Origin of the sequence: Bacillus cereus group sp. BceL062 (assembly GCF_051780025.1) — a bacterium.
GTDB classification, from domain to species: Bacteria; Bacillota; Bacilli; order Bacillales; family Bacillaceae_G; genus Bacillus_A; species Bacillus_A toyonensis.
Map to the genome: position 1 here is coordinate 971,066 of NZ_JBPWGY010000001.1, position 22,728 is coordinate 993,793.

Consider the following 22,728-nt stretch of genomic DNA (forward strand, 5'->3'; position numbering starts at 1 on the left):
AATCTATCTCCATTTTTGGTACATTTTTCACATAAAAAAATAGTGTATTTTAATCTTATTACTCAAAATACACTTCTCCTGTTACAATTAACTCCTTCAATTCTAAACACATTACATGTCATCTATATGTCAAAAATCTATGCAATCATAACATTACTACTTCTTACCACCATAAATGTTATATTTGAATAATTATTTATTTCGTACCTTGGTCTTCATCTCTTTTCAACAAAACCCCCGCTCTAACAAAGAGCGGGGGTTTTCATCATATATTATTGACCTTTATACATTGCATCTACTTGTTTTTGAAGTTCTTCATTTTCTAAGTACTCATCGTAAGTTGCCTCTTTATCGATTACACCGTTTGGTGTTACTTCGATAATGCGGTTTGCAATTGTTTGTACGAACTGATGGTCATGAGATGTGAATAACATTGTACCTTTGAACGCAATTAAACCGTTGTTTAATGCAGTGATAGACTCAAGGTCTAAATGGTTCGTCGGATCGTCAAGTGTGATTACGTTCGCACCACTTAACATCATTTTAGATAACATACAACGAACTTTTTCGCCTCCAGATAATACAGAAACGTTCTTCTTAACTTCTTCACCTGAGAATAACATACGGCCTAAGAAACCACGTAAGAAGCTCTCTGACTCATCTTGTGGAGAGAATTGGCGTAACCAATCAACTAAGTTGAAGTCACTGTTCTCAAAGTATTTAGAGTTATCTCTTGGGAAATACGATTGAGATGTTGTAACACCCCATTTGAATGAACCACTATCTGGCTCCATTTCACCCATAAGGATTTTAAATAATGTTGTCATCGCAATATCGTTACGACCGATAAATGCAACTTTATCACCTTTATTTAAAGTGAAGTACACATTATCTAACACTTTTTCGCCATCAATTGTTTTAGAAAGTCCTTCAACAGTTAATAAGTCATTTCCTATTTCACGCTCAGGTGTGAAACCAACGAATGGATAACGACGTGATGATGGTCTAATATCATCTAATGTAATTTTATCTAATAATTTTTTACGAGAGGTTGCTTGTTTCGCTTTAGATGCGTTTGAGCTAAAGCGTGCAATGAAGTTTTGTAACTCTTTTACTTTCTCTTCTTTTTTCTTATTAGCATCTTGTGTTAATTTTAAAGCTAATTGGCTTGACTCATACCAGAAGTCATAGTTACCAACATAAAGTTGAATTTTACCGAAATCAAGATCAGCCATGTGCGTACAAACTTTATTTAAGAAGTGACGGTCATGGGATACAACGATTACTGTATTTTCAAAGTTCATTAAGAAGTTCTCTAACCATTGAATCGCTTTTAAGTCCAAGTGGTTGGTAGGCTCATCTAGTAATAGAATGTCAGGTTTACCGAATAAAGCTTGAGCAAGTAATACTTTTACTTTCTCTGCCCCAGTTAATTCTGACAATTTCTTATCATGAAGATCTTCACCAATACCAAGTCCTTTTAGTAAGATTGCAGCTTCTGACTCAGCTTCCCAACCGTTAAGCTCAGCGAACTCACCTTCAAGTTCAGCAGCACGCATACCATCTTCATCACTAAAGTCTTCTTTCATGTAAATAGCATTTTTCTCTTGCATTACTTTATAAAGTTGCGTGTGACCCATAATTACTGTTTCTAATACTGGGAACTCTTCATATTCGAAGTGGTTCTGTTTTAATACTGCTAGACGCTCACCTGGCGTAATATGTATGTCACCTGTTGATGGTTCAATTTCTCCAGATAAAATCTTTAGAAATGTTGATTTACCAGCACCGTTTGCTCCAATTAAACCGTAGCAATTACCTGGCGTGAATTTTATGTTAACATCTTCAAACAATTTGCGATCCGCGAAACGCAAACTAACGTTACTTACTGTAATCATTTGTGTCCTCCTACTAATACCGCTTATTTCAGCGTTTTCTCACCGATTGTCTTAAAAAATCGCATATTACGACTCAATTATTGTAGACTATAGCTATTATATAGTAGAAGCTGGATGAATAGCAACGGTTGATTACCTTTCTACAATGAAATCGGATAGTTTTTATCGATTCTCACTCTGTAATACATTGGATTAATTTCCTATTTTTAATTTTTATATACAGAAAAAACTGTAGGGAAAACATTCCCTACAGTTTTTTCTTATTTCGTATTTATTATTTTCTCTTTATAACTCTTCAATTTACTCGTTAACCCTATTAAAGCAGGTAACAATATCGGCATCACGATTAAAGCTAATAGTAATAGTGCAACGCCAACAACTGATGCTACTTGTATAAGTGTCAATACACCTGATGGAATTAATGCGGCAAATGTCCCACCTAAAATTAGCGCCGCTGATAATACAACTCCTCCTATATGACGAGATGCAGTTACAATTTTCGTTACCGAATCCCCTTCTATCTCGTTATAGCGCATCATTACGAAAATACTATAATCCACTCCTAAAGCGACAATCATAATGAAGCTAAAGAATGGAACATTCCAGCTTAATGAATCTACATGTAATACATGTGCACTAATTTGTTCGCTTATACCAAGTGATGCAAAGTACGCTAATAGTAATGAGCCAATAATAAATATTGTGTTTAGTAATGAGCGTGTAATTACGATTAATACAATCGCAATTCCAATCAACATAATCGTAGCTGTACGCAAGAAATCTTGCCCGGTTACTTCTTTTAAATCAACATTTCTAGCTGTTGTCCCGCCCATCGCTTTTTTCGCCGTTTTTAATTCAGTACCATTTAGCGTACCATCTATCGTTTTATTAATTTCTTGAATGATTGGCATCGCTTCTTTTGAATACGGATTTACGTCTAAAATGATTGTCATTTTAGCAGTCTTTCTATCATGTGACATGTACGTATTCAATGCTTTTTGGAAATCTTCTCCCGCTAACACTTCTTTAGGAATATAAAATTTCTCAGAGCTTTTTGACTCATTAAGCTCGCCTAAATATTTCTGAGCATCCCCTAGGCCGTTACTTACTTTTCCAAGCCCTTCTGTACTTTTAGATAAGCCGGATTGTAATTGCCCCATCTTTTCTTGCAGGTCTTTCAATCCAGTTAAAAGCTGCCCTTGCCCATCATTTATTTTTGTTAAGCCGGATTGTAGCTCAGATGATTTGTTTGCAATTTGTTTTGAACCTGTAGCTCCTTCGTTTAATCCAGTTTTTAGTCCGGCAGCTCCTTTTTGTAACTCGGTAACGCCATTATTCATTTCCTTTAAACCGTTATCTACTTTCAGTAATGATTGATTCGCTTCTTTAAATGAATTCACCGCAGCTTTATGTTGCACTGCTAATTGATTTAATTCTTTTGAAAGTCCACTTAATTGCTTTTGAGCTTCCTTCGCAATTCCTATCGTTTGCTGTACATTAGGATCATTTGCTACTTCTGGTTTCGTTTGAATGAAATTAGTCATTAACACTTCAATTTGTTCATATCCTTTTTTCGCACCGTCAATCGCTTGAGAAATACTTCCGAAGTATTGATCGTAAGAACTTAAACCCTTTTCTAACTGTGCATAACCAGCATGAAGCTGTGACGTTGCACCCGATAGGACATTTATATTTTCATTTACTGAAGTTAACCCACTCTCAATTTGCTGCGCTCCTTGTGCACCTTCGTTTATGCCAGTGGATAATTGATTTAAAGCTGTTCCTAATGCTGATACCCCATTTTTCGCTTCGTTCGTTCCATCAATTAACTTTTGAACATTTGCAAGACTATTTGAGTCATTACTACCCATTTTATCTTTCGCATCCGTTAAGCCATCATTAATTTCCTTTATGCCACCATTGGCATCGCCTAAACCAGTATTTAGTTCTCCCGCTTGTTTATTTAAATATAATTCTTTTATCTTATCACCAGTTGGACGCGTCGGTGCATATACTTCTGAAACACCTTTAACTTTCGAAATTTTATCAGTTAATTCATCTAAAGTTTGTAGAGACGTTCCTTCATCTAATTTTTTGTTAGATTGAATCACTAACGTACTTGGTGAAGAAAATCCTGGTGGAAAATGTTCTTCTATCACATTAATACCCATTTTTGATTCATACTTATTATCCACTTCAAACAAATCATTGTAATTCAGTGTATTAGAGTACTTTAATACGAAAGGAATCGATATCACGAATACGATGATTAAAGCAACAAATGGTCTTGCTACTGAATTTTTCGCAAAGAATCCCCATAAACGGCTATCCTCATGACCTTTAAATGTTTTAACTGGATAAAACATTCCTTTTCCTAAAAGCACCATAAAAAATGGATTTAAAGTGGTTATTACGAGTAGTAATACTAAAACACCAATTGCTACCGCTGAAGTAGATTGATATAATTTAAAACTCGCTAAAGCAAGTGATGCAAAACCAATTAGCACCGCTATCCCGCTATATAAAACGGTTTTACCTGCCGATTTAAATGTTTCTTTCGTGGCCAAAAATGCATTTTCTTGTTTACTTAATTCTTCTTTAAACCTCGTATATAATAAAATGTTGTAATCTGTTCCCACTCCAAACAGTACGACAACTACAAACACTTGCGTAAAGTTAGAAAACGGAAAATTAAATTGATCTACAAGATGTGCAATAATCCCCATTGAAACCAAATAAGACACACCAACTGTAAGAAGAGAAACAATCGGAACAATTGGTGAACGGAATACAATGATTAATACTATAAGAATGAAAATGATTGAAATAACTTCAGTCTTTTTCACTCCCTCTTGAGAGGATGTAAGAAAATCACCTGCTATTAAGTCACTTCCTGTTAAGTACGTTTTTACTCCTTTCGTTTTTACTCCTTTCGTTTGTACTTTTTTATGAAGATTATTTGCAACTTTTGATATTTCACCATGCTTTTTATCTATTGATATTTGCGTTAAAATCGTCGTATTATCTTTAGAAACTAATTGTTTCTCCAGTTCTTTATTATCTAAATGTGAAACAACTTCCTTAATTCCTAATTGCTCTTTTTCATTTTGCAAAGCGTTGATTGTTTTTGTTATTTCCTCTTTTTGCTCAGTAGTTAAAGCTGCTTTATTGCCACTATTAAATACGGCGATAACTTCGTATTTTTCAACCCCTTCTTTATCCATTTCTTTGATCATTTTGTCAGCAATACTGCTTTGTTCTGTATTAGGAATTGTAATTTTCCCTTTTTCCTTCACTAGTTTATCCATATTAGGCATCGTTACGACCATTGTAATAGTAATAACGATCCATAATAGAAAAGATAAACTTCTCCAACTTTTTAGGTTGCTCATTTCAATCATCTCCCGTTTTTAGCGTTTCATGTTAAATTCGGAATGAACATTCATTCCTACCCTTTTAAAACTATCATTCCGGAATGAACGTTCATTCCTATCACTCTATTAAATTTTTTTAAAACCTTATTAAATTACCTTTAACGGAATGAATGTTCATTCCTGTCCTTATAAAGCTATAGAATCAAATGATTCTAATAGCATTCCAACAACTTTCTTCCAGTTCTTTTACCAATTCTTCTGTATATTCTAATTGCCCTGTTTCCATTACTTTAATTAATTTTTCAATTGGTTGATATACAATGATAATTAAAGCAATTGGTGGTAATGGACGAAGAAAACCTTTTTCGATTCCATCTTCAATTAAGTTCATAAAGAAACCCATAAAGTCCTCGAATATTTCATTACTATGCTTATCGAGAAAATAACTATCACAGTGAGAATTTGTAAAAAGAAAAGCATCTGCATTTTGTCTCGCAAATTCAAATAAACGGTTGTACGTATGGCTAAACTGTTCACGAATATTTGCATTGACTGGAAAATCGGTTTTTATTAATTCTGATAGTTGTAAAACGCTTTTCGTAAATAAAGAATTAACTAACGACTCTTTATTTTCAAAATAACGATAAATGGTACCTGCACCTACTTTTGCTTTTTCAGCAATCATCGGAATTGTTGTACCATCATAACCTCGCTCTGCAAAAAGTTGTATTGCAGCATCAAAAATGTCTTCTTGTTTGTTTTTAGCCATTTTTTCACCTCAATTTTCAGGAATGAAAATTCATTCCGCTTTTAATTATAAATTAGATGGATGAAAAGTCAAGTGCGCTACACCGTTCCGTTGTGTTTTTAATCCCGTATCTACGCAACTCAAATTTGATCAGCGATTTTCAAGATATATCGACTTAACGACAAAAGACAACAAAATAAGAGTGAACTGTACCAAAACTTTATTTGGTACAGTTCACTTTCAAATATACAATTAAAAGAAATCATAAATAAACGCTTCACGCACCGGGACTACATTTTCAAATGTTCGTATCTCCTCTTCGCTTCCACTAATTAATTCCAGCTTACTTAGCTCTAACGGACGTTTGTAGCCAAGCATTATTGTAGATAGCGCATTAATGTCCAGCTTTATTCCTTTATCAATTGTCTCTTCTTTCATAATTGTTATTTCATGATTTGCAAGTCTCACTGTTATGTTATTCCACGGAGCAAATGAATCTGTAATATGTAAGATCACTTCTTGCTGTACATTGTTCCAGCTCAACTCATATTGTTTTAAGAACTGCTCTACATCTACAATTCTGCCCATAAAATATGGTTTCACTTCTGTCTTCACGCGTGGCTCTTGCAATGTATATAACAACGGTTCGTTTTCACTTACTGTCATTTCAAGTTCTTTAATCATAGAATCATGCTGGCAAATAAAGTTCCACAGACCATTTCGTGCTTCATTATGCAGTGGTACAAATTCTTCTACTGTCATTTTATAGTTTTCTATTTTATATAACATGTAACCAGCTGCCGTTTTATTTTCATCATAGTAAATCGCTAATGCTAAATCATCATAAACCACTTGTAACCACCAGTTCTTCTCTCGAACTAACATACCTGAAAAACGTTTTGCAAAGATTTCATATAGCTTCTCGACTTCTTCTGGATGATTTTCTTTATTGAAACGTTTCACGGTGCCATTTACTTGTTTTTTCATCACTAAATCGCTCTTAGTCATATGACATACGAGAAGATTCGCACAAAGTTCCCAGCCGTATTTACGGTAAAATGAAACAGAAAATGGATGTAACATCGATACTGTATATCCATCTTTTTTCATCGTTTGAAGAGAATGCTGAAGTAGCTCTTTTACATACCCACTTCTTCTATACTCAGGATACGTCGCTACCCCTGCAACGCCGCCCATTTTAAATGTTTCTTTTCCTATGTATATATGAAATGGAATAAGATGTAGTTTTGCTGCTAAGTCTTCCCCTTCCATAATGCCGTATATTTCATGACTTTCTTTCATTCGAGTGATTTGCTGCTGCAATCGTTCCTCATTTACTTTATATTGAAAAGCGTATTCTGATAAACATAATGCTTCTCTAAATTTATCTTCTTGTAATTGTATGACATTCATATAATTCTCCTCCATTCCCTGATTGAATTGTATCATAATTCTTACTATTTTAGTTCGGTAAGTGAAATTACACAGACGTTTCAACAAAAAATATCGATTTTACAACAACCTAACATAAAAAAGCAGATACATAATGTATCTGCTTCTCATCACCTTATTTTGCTAACTTTTGAAGTTCTTCAAAGAATGTAGGGTATGATACGCCTACTGCTTCTGCATCTTCAATTGTTGTTTTTCCCTCTGCTAGACAGCCAGCAATCGCAAGCATCATTCCGATGCGGTGATCACCGTAACTATTTACTGTACTGCCTTTTAGAGCTGATTTTCCGTATATAATCATGCCATCATCAGTTGCTTCTATGCGAGCTCCTAGTTTCGTTAACTCCGCAACGACTGTATCAATACGGTTCGTTTCTTTTACTTTTAACTCGTGTGCATCTTTAATAACTGTAATACCTTCTGCTTGTGTTGCCGCTAAAGCTATAACTGGAATTTCATCGATTAGTCTTGGAATAATATCCCCACCAATTTCAATTCCTTTTAATGAAGATGTTTCAATCGTAATGTTTGCAGCTGGTTCTGATGCCCCTTCGTTAATCGGCTCTACAGTAAATGTAGCACCCATTGTCTCTAAAACATCAATAATACCTGTACGAGTTGGATTCATTCCTACATTTTGTAAGACTAGTTTACTATTTGGAATAATTGCTCCCGCTACTAAGAAAAATGCTGCTGATGATACGTCACCTGGTACTTGAACGTCTGTCGCTGTTAACTTCTGTCCACCTGCCAGTTTCACTGTTTTTCCCTCACGAGTTACGTTAACACCGAATGCTTCAAGCATTCTTTCCGTGTGATCACGCGAAATATGTGGTTCTGTAACAGCTGTTACACCTTCTGCCCGAAGACCTGCAAGTAAAATAGCTGACTTTACTTGTGCACTTGCAACAGGAGAAATATACTCAATTGCTTTTAAATCTCCGCCACGTATTGTGAGCGGCGTAAACGTTCCTTCTTCTCGGCCATCAATTTTTGCGCCCATTTGTTTTAATGGATTTGTAACACGTTTCATCGGTCTTTTTGCGATAGACGCATCACCTTGTACGCAAGAGAAAAATGGTGTATTTGCTAATATTCCTGACATTAATCGTATCGTTGTACCAGAATTACCAACATCTAATACAGCTTTCGGTTCTTGTAAGCCTTCAATTCCTTTTCCGACTACAGTTACTTCATCACCATTTTGCGTGATTTCTACTCCCATTTCCTTAAAGCACGAAATCGTACTTAAACAGTCTGCACCGGGCAAGAAACCTTTAATTGTCGTTTTTCCTTCTGCAATTGCGCCGAACATAACAGCACGATGTGAAATGGACTTATCACCTGGAATTGTAATGTTGCCGTTCAATCCGCTATTTATAGGTTGTATCGTTCTTTCTTTCACGTTTTCACCTTCTCATTTAAATTGTTTCATAAGTTTGGTATTCTTCTTCTCCAAGCGCTAGTTTCGCTTTCATACGATCTTCTTCTCTTTGGAAGCTAATGCGTAATACGCCAAGCAATCCTTCTCGCGCTTCTAATATTTGCAAGTTCGTAATACTAATTTCTTCACGCGCCAAAATACTCGTAATATGAGCCAATGCCCCTACTTTATCTAAAACATCGACGTATAAGTCGTGATAGGCAGGAATTGCCCCTCTTTTTCGTACTGGTAAAGAATCACGGTATTCTTTCGCATCTGCAAAATAGTTTTGAATCTCGCCTGCATCTCCAGTAGAAACAGTATCATATAATTCTTCCATTTCAGAGATCCACTCTTTTAATAATACCATTAAATGCTCACGATTTTGCTTTACAATATCACTCCACATTTTCGGGCTACTAGATGCAATGCGTGTAATGTCTTTAAATCCGCCAGCAGCTAGTTGATGAATGAGCGGATTATCTCCTGCATGTTTCTCCACTTGCTTGACTAACCCTGCTGCGATAAGATGCGGAAAATGACTAACGATTCCTGTTACATAATCATGCTCTTCTGTATTTAAAACGAGAAAATGAGACCCCGTTCCCTTTAACCAACCTTTTAGTTCTTCCACTTGTTCATTTGGCACATGGTTCATCGGTGTTAAAATGTAAAATGCATTTTCAAATAAATGTGCTTTTGCACTTTCAACCCCAGTTTTATGAGAACCTGCCATCGGATGTCCACCAATGAAAGAAATTTCCTTTGAAAATAAAGCTTCCGCTTCGTTCATAATTGTTCCTTTTGTACTACCAACATCGGTCACTATCACATCTTCTCGTAAACGAAATGACGCTAATTTGTGTAATAACTTCTTCGTTTCTTCAACTGGAGAAGCAAAAACAATTAAATGTGCCTCTTCACATGCACGCTGTAAATCTACTGCTACTTCATCTACTACGTGTAATTCTTTCGCACGCTCTACTTGCTCTTGAAATATGTCATAACCTGTTATCGTTACATCGTGCTCTTTCTTAATTGCTAATGCGAGAGAACCTCCTATTAAGCCTGTTCCAATTAATACTACCTTTTTACACATTTGCCTCATCTCGAGACTTATTTTTCTTATTTTCAAAGTGTTGTTTTAACACTGAAATCACTCCTTCATTTTGCTCCCTTGTGCCGACTGTAATACGGACACCATTCGGGAACGGACGAATAATAAACCCTGCGTGTGCACAAGCTTCATAAATCTCTCCACCATTCTCTACCGGTAAGAAGATGAAGTTTGTTTGTGACGGATAAAATGGAATTTCGTTTTCCTTACAAAAACTTTCGTATTGTTGTATTCCCTCTGTATTAACACGTACAATTTCTTCAATAAACGCTTCATCGTTAAAAGCAATCGTTGCTGCTTTTTGCGCTAATGAAGATACGTTAAATGGCAAACGTACGACATTTAATTTCTCGATTAACTCTTCCTGGCCAATCGCATAACCAACGCGGAAAGAGGCTAATCCATACGCTTTAGAAAACGTTCTAAGTACAAGAATGTTGTTATGTTTTTCTAGAAGCGGTAATGTCTCAGGGAAATCTTTTGCTGTTACGTATTCATAGTACGCTTCATCAATGACAATTAACGTATTTTCACTAATCCTTTCAATGAACTGAGTCATTTTTTGCTCATTCACATATGTGCCTGTAGGGTTGTTCGGATTACAAAGCCAAATGATTTTCGTATTGTTATCAACTGCTGACGAAATTTCATCTAAGTCGTATACACCGTTATTTAAAGCAACTTCTTTCACTTCACAACCTTCAATAATTGCATGATGACGGTACTGTGGGAATGTTGCACCTGCCGTTACGATGTTATCTCCAGCTCGAAGTGCGGCGCGACTTATTATTTGAATGACCTCATCTAAACCACTACCGCAAAGTATTTGTTCCATTTGAACTTGTAATTTCTCTGCAATTGTTTGACGGAGCGTTGTAGCACCTCCGTCAGGATATAAAGCATGTTCCAACCACGATTTTTGCAACTCTTCTAACACTCGTGGCGAGCAACCGAATGGATTTTCATTTGATGCTAATTTCACAAACGAATGATCTCCGTACACTTCTTTCATTTGTTCTGGTGATTTACCTGGTTTATATGGTTGTAAGGATGATAGTTGATCTTTTACTTGCATGTTAAACCCACCTTTTTTAAAATTCTTTTGCGTATTTGTTATGTTCTGTAATGTTTTGCTTTAATAATTCCATACGATCTTTTCCGAATTGTTCGACTAGTGCATCTGCAAGTTCCCATGCCACAACAGATTCAGCTACTACACCTGCTGCTGGTACTGCGCAACTATCAGATCTTTCAATACTCGCTTGGAATGCTTCTTTCGTATCAATATCAACGCTTGCTAACGGTTTGTATAATGTAGGAATCGGCTTCATAACACCTCTTACAACAATCGGCATTCCCGTTGTCATACCACCTTCTAAACCGCCGGCATTATTCGTTTTTCTCGTGTATCCTTTTTCTTCATCCCAAAGGATTTCATCGTGCACTTTACTTCCTGGCTGTCTTGCCGCTTCAAAACCAACACCAATTTCAGCACCTTTAAATGCATTAATACTCATAATAGCACCAGCGAGTTTTGCATCTAATTTACGATCGTAATGAACGTAACTACCAACACCAATTGGCATACCTTCTGCAATGACTTCGACAATACCACCGATTGAATCTCCACTACTTTTTGCATTATCGATCGCATCCATCATCTCTTGTTCTACTTCTTTATCTAAACATCGAACAGGTGAATTTTCAGTTATCGTTTGAATCTCTTCAATTGATAAGTTGGAAATATGCTTCGCTTGCACCCCACCAATTTCAAGCACATACCCTGCAATTTCCACACCTAACTCTTTCAAAATTTGTTTCGCAACTGCTCCAGCAGCTACACGAACTGTCGTTTCTCTTGCAGATGAGCGCTCTAATACGTTTCTTATATCACGATGACCGTATTTAATAGCTCCGTTTAAATCTGCATGTCCTGGACGTGGTTTTGTAATTGTGCGTTTCATTTCTTTACTTTCTTGCTCTGAAATCGGGTCTGCACCCATTACTTTCGTCCAATGTTTGAAATCATCATTTTTTACGATTAACGTAATCGGTGAGCCAAGTGTCATCCCGTGACGAACACCACTTACAATTTCAACTGTATCTGTTTCAATTTGCATGCGTCTTCCGCGCCCATGTCCTTTTTGCCTTCTTAATAATTCCTTATTAATATGTTCCGCTGTTAATGTTAAACCTGCCGGTACACCTTCTAAAATAACTGTTAACTGCGGACCATGTGATTCTCCAGCTGTGATGTATCTCATTTCTCTTGCCCCTTTACTATTTTTTTGTACAAAAAAGTCCCTACTGAGCGCTCAGTAGGGACGATGTTTATCGCGGTACCACCCTAGTTGTAGACAACTATCGTCTACCTCTCTTCTTCTTTAACGATCGTTTGACCGTCCTCCCCTCCAAAAGTTGTCGGGAAAGATGCTCCAAGGCTGTAATTCATGCTTATCTTTGTACTGATTCACACCGACCATCAGCTCTCTTTAACAGTGAGATAAGCACTACTGTTTCCTCTTCAGCGCATATATGATATGGAATTAAGATAATTTATTTTTGAAACCTTTTAACTCATCCATGAATCTATGGAATTCTGGAATGTCCATTTGTTGTGCAGAATCTGATAATGCAACTGCTGGATCTGGATGAACTTCAGCCATTACTGCATCAGCTCCAATAGCAAGTGCCGCTTTCGCTGTTGGTAATAATAAATCTCTACGTCCAGTTGAATGTGTTACGTCAACGATAACTGGTAAATGTGTTTCTTTCTTTAAAATCGGTACTGCAGAAATGTCTAATGTGTTACGTGTTGCTCTTTCGTATGTGCGGATACCGCGCTCACAAAGAATAATTTGGTCATTACCTTGCGCAATAATGTATTCTGCTGCATTAATGAACTCATCAATTGTTGCTGCTAATCCACGTTTTAGTAATACTGGCTTATTAACTTTACCTACAGCTCGTAGTAAATCGAAGTTTTGCATGTTACGTGCACCAACTTGAATTACATCAACGTATTCTAATGCCATTTCAACATCGTTCGGATTTAAAATTTCACTAATAATCGCTAAGTCGAACTCATCTGCTACTTGGCGTAAAATTTGTAACCCTTCTACTCCTAAACCTTGGAAATCATATGGAGATGTTCTCGGTTTGAAAGCACCACCGCGCATTAATTTTAAGCCTTGGTCTTTCATAGCTTGCCCTACTTGGCGAACTTGCTCTAAGCTTTCTACTGCACAAGGCCCCATGATGAACGTTTGTGTTCCGTCCCCAATCAATTCACCTTTTACATTAACGATTGTATTTTCTTGTTTCTTTTTACGTGATACTAATAACGCCTTACGGTTATCATCTTCTTGTAATTCCAAGCTAGCTTTGAAGATTGTTTTGAAAATATGTTGAACTGTTGACGTTTCGAATGGTCCTTCATTATGCTCTGCGATCATATCAAGTACTTCACGCTCACGTACTGGATCAAAGCGTTTCGTACCTTGTACTTGCTTTTGCTCCCCGATTTTTTGAACGATTTCACCACGTTTGTTTAAAAGGTGTAATAGTTGTAAGTTAATTTCATCTACCTGTTTACGTAATTGATCTAATTCATGATTTGCCATTTGGAAATCCTCCTCTAATGTTTTAAAAGTATAGTAAGAGAATGAAAAATTCTCTATTTTCTGAACTGGTTAATTATACAAATTTAAAGTGGAATCGATACCTCTTCTTATCTTAAACTAATAATTACCACAAAGACACTATCTACTAGCTGAAAACCACTTTTTTTGTACAAAAAAGCCCTACTGATCCAATCAGTAGGGACGATATTTATCGCGGTACCACCCTAGTTGTAGACTTCTTTCGTCTACCTCTCTTCCTTGTTAACGATCAATGTGACCGTCTTTCCCTTCATAAAGACAATACTATCTTTACTACGAAAAAGATGCTCCAGGACTGTAATTCGCTCTTGTTTTTGTACTGGTTCGCACCAACCACCAGCTCTCTGTTACAGGGAAACAACAACTACTGCTTTTCCTTTCAATGCATGACTATTTTATTTTCAAGTTGGACCACTAAAATACAAAAAATCCCTACTGAATAAATCAGTAGGGACGATATTTATCGCGGTACCACCCTAGTTGTAGACTAACTTTCCGTCTACCTCTCTTCACTGTTAACGATCAATTGACCGCTCTTTCTTCATAAAGACAATCCTATCTTTACTACGAAAAAGATGCTCCAAGACTGTAATTCATGATTATCCCTGTACTGGTTCACACCAACCACCAGCTCTCTGTTACAGTAAGACTAACCACTACTGTGATCTCTTCATTGCACTTTGTTTATTCAAATGTTTTTGAAATTGAATAAGTATGATTCGTATTATAGAACGCTTTTCAAAACACTGTCAATATGTTTTTTATATATTTTTTAAAATTCCACTTTCGTCCTATATTTCTTCTTGTAAATTCCCCATTACAATTCCGATGCGAATCATCTCATTTTCTATTAAGTTTAATACGTGTTTTTCTATTCCAAACTGGGCTAATCGTTTTTTTATTTGTATGATTTCATTTTCAAGAAAATCAGCTTCCTGACGTGTTTGCAGTAAAGTAAAAAACACATTTGCATACATTTCTTTATACGCTTTCATACTCTCTTTCTTTTCAAGCATTTCAATAAATAACTGTTTCATTTCCTCTCCTGCACATTCTCCATTTACATCTATAAATGTACGCGACATAATACGTAATCCTTTTTCTAAAATCTCATCCATGTATAAAATAATACGTAAAATCATTACATATTCTCTCGTTGTTATCTCACCCATTTTTGGTCGTTCTCGTAAAAATATACTGAGCCAAGCTGTCCAAAATTTTTGTTGTTCTTTTACACTTAATGTTTTAACGTAATAGCATAAATGTTGCATAAATTTAATTTTATTCTCTTCATTTTCTCGTATAAGCAACGGATATAACCAATCTGTTTTTTGTTCCCAATACAGCACACATTTTATAAATACAAAACTAAGCCACTTCAAGAAAGCTTCCCTCGTATGCGGGTGTAAAACTTCTAAATGCTCTACTGCATACTTAATAAACCTCTTCATTTCAGTAAATAAAGGTAAATTTATTTGCGTATAACATAGACCTGCCCAAGCATATTTCGTAATCTCATTTTCTTTCTTTAATTCTAAGTAAGGTAACAAATATTTTCGGCACCATTGTTTCTCAATATGATATAAAAATGTAATATCTGCTATTAAACGCGCAAACATAAAGTTTGTCCGTTCAGAACTTACTCTTACTTGTTCTTCAAATAAAAATAAATATTCATACACATTGCGATCGTATAAATGATCATATGATAACAGTTTTAATAATACAGCTGTCATTTTTCCAACAGGATGCTGAATCGACTCATTATAAAAGTCTTGTTTTCCAATCTTAAAATCTGTATCGCTTTTCATAACTTGAGGAAATACCGAAAAAGCAAAACGTTTTACAAACCGTATACTATTCTCCTCTAACTCTTCTAATCGATTACTAATCTCATATAGAAAACTACTAATTAACCAATGAAACGCAGTGTTTCTAACAAATTTCTGTAACAGCGGAATAATTTTTTGGATTTGCCCATTTGTCAGTCTCCGGTTATTTCGCCACTCTCTAATACAAACAAACCACACTTCGTTACTTATTTCATGCATGCCTACTAATTGGTACGCAAATGAAATACTCCACTCTGTATTCAATTTACATGCCTTTGATAACATCTCTAAAAAATGACGTTGTTCAAAAACACCGTCATTCGAAAATTGCCGAATTTGGTTCATGATTTCATCGTCTTTCAGCTGCAGTAATCCATCGGCAGTTACATTACAAGTAATACTTTGTTCGATAGCCTTTTTTTTAGGTACACTGTATCGATCAGAATGAAAATGCGGATGTTTCTGTTTCATTAGCTCGTATCCTTGTGCTGTTGATGGACTATTTGAATCACAAGTGAATAATAAATCTAAAACTAAACAAACATCAAATGCCCTCTCCTCTGCAAGGTGCTTCATTGCAGTTTGAATGACTTCTTCCTTTGTTTTTTCTAAAGAATGTACGTAATGATTTTTTAAAAGTTGAAACACCTCATGTTTATATGTGACATCTAAAAGAAGCCCTCCCTGTAACAACCATTTCATTTTATCATCTACGCTAACAAATAAATTTTTATTCATCGCATCAATTGCAATTCGCTTTTGAAGCAAACTATTTGCTTCTATCATTTCTGTAATATAATAATTCGCTTTTTTCTCATTGTTTTCACATAAATAGATTAGACACTCTTTTACAATTTGAATTAAAAACGCAAGGTCATTTTGATGAAACTCTTTCTCTACATTTTCCTTATTTCTTTTTTTCAGTGCCGTTTGTCTTAATGACAACATTCGCATCTTCTCTAATCCCATCATCAAAATGGGAACTGCGTAATAAGAAATATGCGGTCTCATCTTCTCATTCCAAATTTGCTCCACATGAGAAAATGTAGACACCGGTAACCGACTCGATTCCTCAAGTTCAATGGATTCTTGTGTATCATTTCCTAACTTTCTTTCACGCTTCAACTTAAGTTTTCCATCCAAAATAAACGTTAGTAACAATAAAGCAATTTCTTTATGCTCAGGAAAAGAACACTTTTGCAGTAAGTAAGAGATTTTTTCTATAGATTTACTATCTTTTTCAGCTGTTTCTAATAAAAGGAGTGTCCATCTTGCAAACAACAACGGGTCCATCTTGATCTTCGTTTCGTTTAAATAGCTGCAAATTGTTCTCCATAATAACGGGGATATTTTAGAATGATTTTTAAAAATCAATTGAAATAATTCTTTCTGATGACTAAAAAGAAATTGTTCCACCAACCATTCTGCAAGCAATTCATCTACTTCATCATAGGTTGACGTAAGCAAAAATAAATTTCGTAATTTCCCCTCTGCTTCAAGCCATTCCACCCATTCATAATCTCGGGCAAATTCAACAAAATATCGAACAGTTTCAATTTTTTTAATGGACTGTTTTATGTAGGATAATTGTTCCTGCTCTACTGATGGTGGCACTGTTACAATGTCACGAATACGCATTCTTTTTGTAATATAATTATCCCCCATTAATTCCGCCCAGCGTTTTACCGCTTTGACGAGGGACTGATGATTATTTGATTTATTCGGATACACAATCGGCCTTATCCCTAAATGTTCCCAGTGATACGTATTTTCTCCTTGTGCGACAAATGCATAGCGCCTTGTACTTGGTGGTAAACCAGTTGCTAAATATTTCATTACTGGGTCATTATGGCTATACCCAACGAATAAAACGGTGTAATTGGAGAATAAATCAACTAAAAATCTTCTCGCCCATCCTTCCGTTAAGTAAGCCCTTCCAAAATCACCATCTGTTAAAATTAAAGCTTCCTTTTCTTGTTCTATATTTCCATGTATGTAAGCGAGCCCTTTAAACGCTCTACCTGTAGGTAAAGCAGGTGCATAATAAACGTTTAATTCTCTATTCATTTCGTTCATCGCAGTTGTAAAATGTCGATCAAAATTCGTCGTTACAATGCGAACTTCTGTATCTAAAGGAAACAACCTGGGAATTGCAAAATGAAGCGGATTTGGTTTTGACGTTTCTATATGAACTAGATCTTTTGCAACTTGATGTACATCTTTTGTTTTCGCAATTTTACCAAGATAATAATCATGAGGTTCTGTTATTTCACGCTTTTCGACATATAAAGTTTTTGCAATTTCATCAACTAAATCATCAAAATTCGGTAAGTTTGATTTCCCTTTCATAGAAACTCCCGCTCCAACAAACAATACTAACTTTCCTTGTTCAAGATGATCGATTAACTCATCTGGAATTTCTACTTCTGAAGTAATCCACATTTGGATTCACCCCTTACCTAAAAATGTCATATACTCTCATTTTACTATAACATTTTTTTGTTGTTTTTTTAATATTTAGACATAAATTCGAACATGAAAAAGTTTTATTTAAATATATTAGTTACAATGTATGAACTCCTGAATTTATTGCAAAACTATGTATAAATCGGAGGTGTAACTATTGAATGGTTTTACTGTAGTACTTATCAAATTCATATCATGCATTATCGCATTTAGTATCGGACTAGCTTTATTTTTCCCTGCAACGTTCGTCCAAATTATTTCATTCAGTCTTTTTGTGACAATCGTATCTTATATGTTCGTTGATAAAATTATTTTAAATCGTATTGGCAATACTGGTGCCATTATGACAGATTTCTTATTAGCGTATTTAAGCGTTTGGATTTTCGGTAATATTTTATTAGACAACTACATGCAAATTGCATGGGGAAGTATCCTTTCAGCGATTGTCTTCACATTATCAGAAGTAATTGTACATCGCTTCTCTAACTCACACACAAGACATCACAACGATAATATTCATATTAATCGTCGATTTGCATATGGTACGGAGTTTGCTGAAGAACAGAATGTATTGGATAAAGATAAGAAGAAGTAACATTTTGATGAAGGAGCTCCCTTTTTAATCATGCGGGCTCCTTTTTCTGTACTATCATTTCGGTACATGAAATTATATAGACTTACCAACAATATTTGATATGTTATCTTCAAATAAAAAACTGCCTCTTATTTAGAGGCAGCCACTTTCAAATCTTTTAACGTCACAACATCAGCAAACGCTCCAAACACTACGTTATGATGTTTCACAATATCTTCAGCACGTAACACATCTGTATCAAATGTACTATGTGCATCACTTACTAACGTTACTTTATACCCTTCACTACATGCTCTGCGCGTTGTCGTATCCACACAATACTCTGTTTGCATGCCTGAAATAATAACATGTTCAATTCCTTTTTCTTGTAACACTTCGTTTAAGTTTGTTTTATGGAATGAATCTGGCGTCGTCTTTTCAACGATACTATCACCCTCTTTTGGTGCAATTGCCGCATGCACCTCCCAGCCATCTGTCCCTTTTTCTAACGGGTGATCTTTTGGCCCGTTATGTTGAACATACATAACCGGAATATCATTTGAACGACATTCCTCAATGAGTTCTTGTAATGTTTCTAAAAACTTTTCCCCATTATGTACTGGTATTCCTGCTGTATACATACCTGCTTGTACATCAATTACTATTAATGCTTTTTTCATTTCGCTCATCCCCTTTGTTTGTATAAGCCATTGGATATTCACTATAGTTGTTTATATTCCATCATCCAACAATCTTCTAATTTCCCCTCATGCAGTTCATGTTCCTTTAAAATCTTCACTTTTTTAAATCCGCATTTTTCATAACACTTTATCGCACGTTCATTATTTACTTTTGGATCCATTGCGATTGCTTCCGCCCCCACGTTCTCTACAATATATGTAATCGCTGCTTGAACGAGTTTTGTTCCGATTCCCTTTCCCCAAAAGGTCGGTTCTCCGATAAATTGATCCATCCCCCATACATTTTGCGATTCTTCATATCCATATAACGCTTTCCATTCAGAATCAACTTGGTACATTTGAATGTATCCGATCGGCACTTCATCAAATTCTATTAAACATCTTTTTTCATGGCTGTTTGGATTATGTATAAAATGAGTAAGCACTATTTCTACAGATTGCGGATTATCGCGTCCTTCGTAATACTGCAAAACTTCTGGGTCTGTTAACCATTTAGACATGATAGGTGCGTCATCTTCTATTACGTACCTAACCAATAACTCTCCTTTTTGAAAAAGCATGTGACACCTCTATTGTTCCTGTATATTTTTCTTTGCTATTACATCTTTACTTGCACCTACTAGTGCATATGGTAGTAATGTTATCGCAAAAAATATTGTAAATACATTCAATTGCGAGATTTTATATGGTGTGAACCATTCCGTGAAAAATTGAGAATGTAAAATTCTATTAAAAAACTCTCCGCCCAGTCTAAAGTTTGGTTTCCATTCAGTAACATCACAAATAATAAAAATGAATTGTACAATTAAAAATGCCCCTAAATACCGAAACCAAATTCAATTCCAAATCGGCTGCACTTTATTTAATGTATCTTCCATCTAGCTCTCACCTTTTTTATTTCTATCATATTGATTATACACTTTCCTCACTTTATTTGTTAAAATTTTCTATACAATCAAAGATGTTGGGGGAAATATATGATGTCTAATCCTATACAAAAATCAACTTTAATTATCCTTCGGGGAAACTCCGCAAGTGGCAAAACAACAATCGCAAAGGAACTGCAAGAACATTTCGGGCAAGGTACACTATTAGTCTCACAAGATGTCGTGCGTAGAGATATGCTAAAAGTACACGACACAATGGGTAACTTATCTCATGATTTACTATTTGAAATTACAAAGTATGGAAAAGGAAAATGTGAATTTGTTATTTTAGAAGGTATTTTAAACAGTCGTAGATACGGTAATATGCTGAAAGAATTAATACACCACTTTGATGGAAACGCGTATACATACTACTTCGATTTATCATTAGAGGAAACGATCAGACGCCATAATACAAGAGAAAAACGAATTGAGTTTGGAGAGGATTCATTACGAAAATGGTACAATCCTCACGATACAATTGTAGTGAATAGGGAGACTGTTTTTACAGATGCTTTTACGCAAAAAGATATATTTCATGCGATTCTTAATGATGTTGCGATACGAAAATAAGACCGACAGAATATGTCAGTCTTATTTTCGTTATGTACTTTATATTTCGGTTTTTATAATTGGACAATCTTTACATAAATAAAAATATATATTCATTTCCCCGAACTGGAAATCAACTACTGAAATAAGTTTCCGTTCCTTAATATCTTGTGTAATTGTAGCAACATACTTCATTTCTTTAGAGCAAGTTGGACATGCAAAATCCTCTGGCAGATCTTCATATAATGGTGCCCCTAATAATCTACAAACATATTCTGAACCGAACAAGTCAAAAGCTTCCCAGTAACTATCCTCATCAGTAGGTATATCTTCATTTTTCATATTTATAAGCTTTACAGTTGTTTTTGGTATTGAAACTGGAAGCTTATCTTCCTCTTCCATTACCCATTCTTCTGTATTTTCTTGCCGTATAATTTGAACTGTTTTACCTCCATTACTTAATTGGAAATATTGTGGCTCCCACACCATTGCACAATTCAAGCATGAAACTAATGGTAAAATATTTAGTTCTCCACTTTTAAGTTCAGCAAGCCGCTCATCATTCAAATCAAAACAAATGATTTGGTGCATCTTCTCACCACATAACTTACATACTGGTAAATGACAATCTTGATCGCCGAAATAATGATTATACAAATCTTTCCCTTCGATTACTCTATACCCTTTCTTTTCATTGCAATATGCGCCATATAATTCCGTTGTCATATTCCATCCTCGCTTTATATAAATGTGATCCACCATATTATATTAATTAACACTAAAAAGCATCGTCTTCCTGCATAGTTTCTATAATAAATCCTTTTAAATTTCGGGCTATTTCTTCCATTTCCGCATCTTCGTGATACCAAATATATATTTCATCACAAACTATTCCGTTATGTATTTTAAAGCACAATTTATCCCCTGAACCATCGTCACCAATTATTATAAGGTCATCAGATATATATTCATCTCTCAACTCAATATTTTGTCTAACTACATCATCCCAAGTTTTTGCTACATTTTTATTATCTTTAATAGGATATAATATGCATTCCCCTATTTCAGCGTTATTTACTAATTTAAAAAGATCTCTATATTGTGCCGGGAAAACAACACCTAACTTTTCTTCGGTTTCTTTTATATACAATTCAAATACACCTTGTTTCTTTGTTTCAATAATTTCTCTTACTTCTTTCATACAATACACCTATCCTTTGAACTTAATTACACGAATATGAGTGAAAGTGCTTAGCAAATAATTTAATTTATATATTTCATTATATATTAACCCTTCGTTGCCATCATACTGTTCTTGTCAATTTCTCAATGAATCACACTAACTCAAAAAATAAAAGCCAGCCTCAATAAAGAGAACTGACTTCTATCTAGATAACTATATATATTATAGAATTTTCACTTTAACGGTTTGTCTTCCCCAATTCATAGCTTTACTTTTTGACCCCATTAAAACATCAATACGATTACCTTTAATCGCACTTCCAGTATCTCCAGCGATAGCTTCTCCATAACCTTCTACCCATACTTTAGATCCTAAAGGAATTACTTTCGGATCAACTGCAATAATTCTCATATTCGGATTAGCCGTTAAATCATGCCCCATCGCAGTTAAAACGCGTCCACCATATGTACCATTTTCACTTGGATCAGCAGTATATGCTGTCGCTACTACCGTTAATTCACGTTTAGCAGACTGTGTGTTATTTTTAGATTCTTCTTTTGCTTTCTCTTCTTCTTTAGCCTTTTCTATTTCTCGAGCTTTCGCTTCTTCCTTAGCCCTTGCTATTTCTTGGGCTTTTGCTTCTTCTTTAGCCTTTGCTATTTCTTGGGCTTTTGCTTCTTCTTTAGCCTTTGCTATTTCTTGGGCTTTCGCTTCTTCTTTAGCCTTTGCTATTTCTTGGGCTTTCGCTTCTTCTTTAGCCTTTGCTATTTCTTGGGCTTTCGCTTCTTCTTTAGCCTTTGCTATTTCTTGGGCTTTCGCT

At 35.3% G+C, this 22,728-nt stretch carries 18 protein-coding genes and 3 other annotated features; of the genes, 2 read left to right on the forward strand and 16 right to left on the reverse strand.

From position 1 onward, the window contains the following. Window positions 1-272: 272 nt before the first annotated feature. From ACS2MN_RS04980 to ACS2MN_RS05025, 10 genes are all read right to left on the reverse strand, one after another. Window positions 273-1,898, reverse strand: coding sequence for an ABC-F family ATP-binding cassette domain-containing protein (locus tag ACS2MN_RS04980; protein WP_000633859.1), 1,626 nt, complete (start codon window positions 1,896-1,898; stop codon window positions 273-275). A gap of 260 nt (window positions 1,899-2,158) precedes the next feature. Further along, window positions 2,159-5,290, reverse strand: a complete 3,132-nt coding sequence (locus ACS2MN_RS04985; RefSeq protein ID WP_346994537.1) for an MMPL family transporter — start codon at window positions 5,288-5,290, stop codon at window positions 2,159-2,161. A gap of 184 nt (window positions 5,291-5,474) precedes the next feature. Further along, entirely contained in the window at window positions 5,475-6,041 is a 567-nt protein-coding gene (locus ACS2MN_RS04990) for a TetR/AcrR family transcriptional regulator (protein WP_001107297.1), read from the reverse strand. Window positions 6,042-6,272: 231 nt separating this feature from the next. Then, a complete protein-coding gene (locus tag ACS2MN_RS04995; RefSeq protein ID WP_001100935.1) occupies window positions 6,273-7,433 on the reverse strand; it encodes a GNAT family N-acetyltransferase in 1,161 nt (386 codons plus the stop codon). Between the two features lie 154 nt (window positions 7,434-7,587). Next, the gene (gene aroA, locus ACS2MN_RS05000) at window positions 7,588-8,877 is read right to left on the reverse strand and encodes a 3-phosphoshikimate 1-carboxyvinyltransferase (RefSeq protein WP_000664599.1); all 1,290 of its coding nucleotides are present in this window, start codon (window positions 8,875-8,877) and stop codon (window positions 7,588-7,590) included. A gap of 16 nt (window positions 8,878-8,893) precedes the next feature. After that, window positions 8,894-9,994: a prephenate dehydrogenase gene (gene tyrA, locus ACS2MN_RS05005; RefSeq protein ID WP_000335164.1), complete on the reverse strand. Its 1,101-nt coding sequence runs from the start codon at window positions 9,992-9,994 to the stop codon at window positions 8,894-8,896. After that, entirely contained in the window at window positions 9,987-11,087 is a 1,101-nt protein-coding gene (gene hisC, locus ACS2MN_RS05010) for a histidinol-phosphate transaminase (RefSeq protein WP_001197266.1), read from the reverse strand. Before hisC ends, tyrA begins: the two co-directional genes overlap by 8 nt. Window positions 11,088-11,103: 16 nt before the next feature. Beyond that, complete coding sequence (gene aroC / locus ACS2MN_RS05015; protein ID WP_346994536.1) at window positions 11,104-12,276, reverse strand: chorismate synthase; 1,173 nt, start codon at window positions 12,274-12,276, stop codon at window positions 11,104-11,106. A 53-nt stretch (window positions 12,277-12,329) separates the two neighbouring features. Further along, window positions 12,330-12,549 (reverse strand) — a binding site (T-box leader). Window positions 12,550-12,558: 9 nt separating this feature from the next. Beyond that, window positions 12,559-13,635: a bifunctional 3-deoxy-7-phosphoheptulonate synthase/chorismate mutase gene (locus ACS2MN_RS05020; RefSeq protein ID WP_001273577.1), complete on the reverse strand. Its 1,077-nt coding sequence runs from the start codon at window positions 13,633-13,635 to the stop codon at window positions 12,559-12,561. A 194-nt stretch (window positions 13,636-13,829) separates the two neighbouring features. Then, window positions 13,830-14,066: a binding site (T-box leader), on the reverse strand. 54 nt (window positions 14,067-14,120) lie between these two features. After that, window positions 14,121-14,357, reverse strand: a binding site (T-box leader). Between the two features lie 108 nt (window positions 14,358-14,465). Further along, a complete protein-coding gene (locus ACS2MN_RS05025) occupies window positions 14,466-17,948 on the reverse strand; it encodes a DUF4020 domain-containing protein (protein WP_000265202.1) in 3,483 nt (1,160 codons plus the stop codon). Window positions 17,949-18,129: 181 nt separating this feature from the next. Between ACS2MN_RS05025 and ACS2MN_RS05030 the strand changes: the two genes are divergently transcribed. After that, window positions 18,130-18,567, forward strand: coding sequence for a YndM family protein (locus ACS2MN_RS05030; RefSeq protein ID WP_001013100.1), 438 nt, complete (start codon window positions 18,130-18,132; stop codon window positions 18,565-18,567). A gap of 128 nt (window positions 18,568-18,695) precedes the next feature. On the opposite strand, the gene ACS2MN_RS05035 is transcribed toward ACS2MN_RS05030, so the two are convergent. From ACS2MN_RS05035 to ACS2MN_RS05045, 3 genes are read right to left on the reverse strand one after another with little or no spacing between them, the layout of a single operon-like run. Continuing rightward, window positions 18,696-19,226 carry a cysteine hydrolase family protein gene (locus tag ACS2MN_RS05035; protein WP_000709518.1) on the reverse strand — a complete coding sequence of 177 codons (531 nt, stop codon included), beginning with the start codon at window positions 19,224-19,226 and terminating at the stop codon, window positions 18,696-18,698. Between the two features lie 41 nt (window positions 19,227-19,267). Next, window positions 19,268-19,807 carry a GNAT family N-acetyltransferase gene (locus tag ACS2MN_RS05040; protein WP_000898794.1) on the reverse strand — a complete coding sequence of 180 codons (540 nt, stop codon included), beginning with the start codon at window positions 19,805-19,807 and terminating at the stop codon, window positions 19,268-19,270. A gap of 9 nt (window positions 19,808-19,816) precedes the next feature. Next, complete coding sequence (locus ACS2MN_RS05045; protein ID WP_080595592.1) at window positions 19,817-20,083, reverse strand: YfzA family protein; 267 nt, start codon at window positions 20,081-20,083, stop codon at window positions 19,817-19,819. A 141-nt stretch (window positions 20,084-20,224) separates the two neighbouring features. Here ACS2MN_RS05045 and ACS2MN_RS05050 point away from each other — a divergent pair, with 141 nt between their 5' ends. Then, a complete protein-coding gene (locus tag ACS2MN_RS05050) occupies window positions 20,225-20,746 on the forward strand; it encodes a kinase (RefSeq protein WP_015000635.1) in 522 nt (173 codons plus the stop codon). Window positions 20,747-20,785: 39 nt separating this feature from the next. On the opposite strand, the gene ACS2MN_RS05055 is transcribed toward ACS2MN_RS05050, so the two are convergent. From ACS2MN_RS05055 to ACS2MN_RS05065, 3 genes are all read right to left on the reverse strand, one after another. Beyond that, window positions 20,786-21,451 (reverse strand): hypothetical protein, encoded by a 666-nt coding sequence (locus ACS2MN_RS05055; protein WP_000206091.1) that lies wholly within the window; start codon window positions 21,449-21,451, stop codon window positions 20,786-20,788. Window positions 21,452-21,503: 52 nt separating this feature from the next. Continuing rightward, on the reverse strand, window positions 21,504-21,926 hold the full coding sequence (locus ACS2MN_RS05060; RefSeq protein ID WP_346994535.1) for an SMI1/KNR4 family protein: 423 nt from the start codon (window positions 21,924-21,926) through the stop codon (window positions 21,504-21,506). Window positions 21,927-22,130: 204 nt separating this feature from the next. Beyond that, a partial coding sequence (locus ACS2MN_RS05065; RefSeq protein ID WP_438894665.1) for a 3D domain-containing protein occupies window positions 22,131-22,728 on the reverse strand: 598 nt, incomplete at its 5' end.

Excerpts from the sequence above, each read along its gene's own strand:
- ACS2MN_RS04980 (WP_000633859.1), bottom strand. The coding sequence starts at position 1,898 with ATGATTACAGTAAGTAACGTTAGTTTGCGTTTCGCGGATCGCAAATTG.
- ACS2MN_RS04985 (WP_346994537.1), bottom strand. The coding sequence starts at position 5,290 with ATGAGCAACCTAAAAAGTTGGAGAAGTTTATCTTTTCTATTATGGATC.
- ACS2MN_RS04990 (WP_001107297.1), bottom strand. The coding sequence starts at position 6,041 with ATGGCTAAAAACAAACAAGAAGACATTTTTGATGCTGCAATACAACTT.
- ACS2MN_RS04995 (WP_001100935.1), bottom strand. The coding sequence starts at position 7,433 with ATGAATGTCATACAATTACAAGAAGATAAATTTAGAGAAGCATTATGT.
- tyrA (WP_000335164.1), bottom strand. The coding sequence starts at position 9,994 with ATGTGTAAAAAGGTAGTATTAATTGGAACAGGCTTAATAGGAGGTTCT.
- hisC (WP_001197266.1), bottom strand. The coding sequence starts at position 11,087 with ATGCAAGTAAAAGATCAACTATCATCCTTACAACCATATAAACCAGGT.
- aroC (WP_346994536.1), bottom strand. The coding sequence starts at position 12,276 with ATGAGATACATCACAGCTGGAGAATCACATGGTCCGCAGTTAACAGTT.
- ACS2MN_RS05020 (WP_001273577.1), bottom strand. The coding sequence starts at position 13,635 with ATGGCAAATCATGAATTAGATCAATTACGTAAACAGGTAGATGAAATT.
- ACS2MN_RS05025 (WP_000265202.1), bottom strand. The coding sequence starts at position 17,948 with ATGTGGATTACTTCAGAAGTAGAAATTCCAGATGAGTTAATCGATCAT.
- ACS2MN_RS05035 (WP_000709518.1), bottom strand. The coding sequence starts at position 19,226 with ATGAAAAAAGCATTAATAGTAATTGATGTACAAGCAGGTATGTATACA.
- ACS2MN_RS05040 (WP_000898794.1), bottom strand. The coding sequence starts at position 19,807 with ATGCTTTTTCAAAAAGGAGAGTTATTGGTTAGGTACGTAATAGAAGAT.
- ACS2MN_RS05050 (WP_015000635.1), top strand. The coding sequence starts at position 20,225 with ATGATGTCTAATCCTATACAAAAATCAACTTTAATTATCCTTCGGGGA.
- ACS2MN_RS05055 (WP_000206091.1), bottom strand. The coding sequence starts at position 21,451 with ATGACAACGGAATTATATGGCGCATATTGCAATGAAAAGAAAGGGTAT.
- ACS2MN_RS05060 (WP_346994535.1), bottom strand. The coding sequence starts at position 21,926 with ATGAAAGAAGTAAGAGAAATTATTGAAACAAAGAAACAAGGTGTATTT.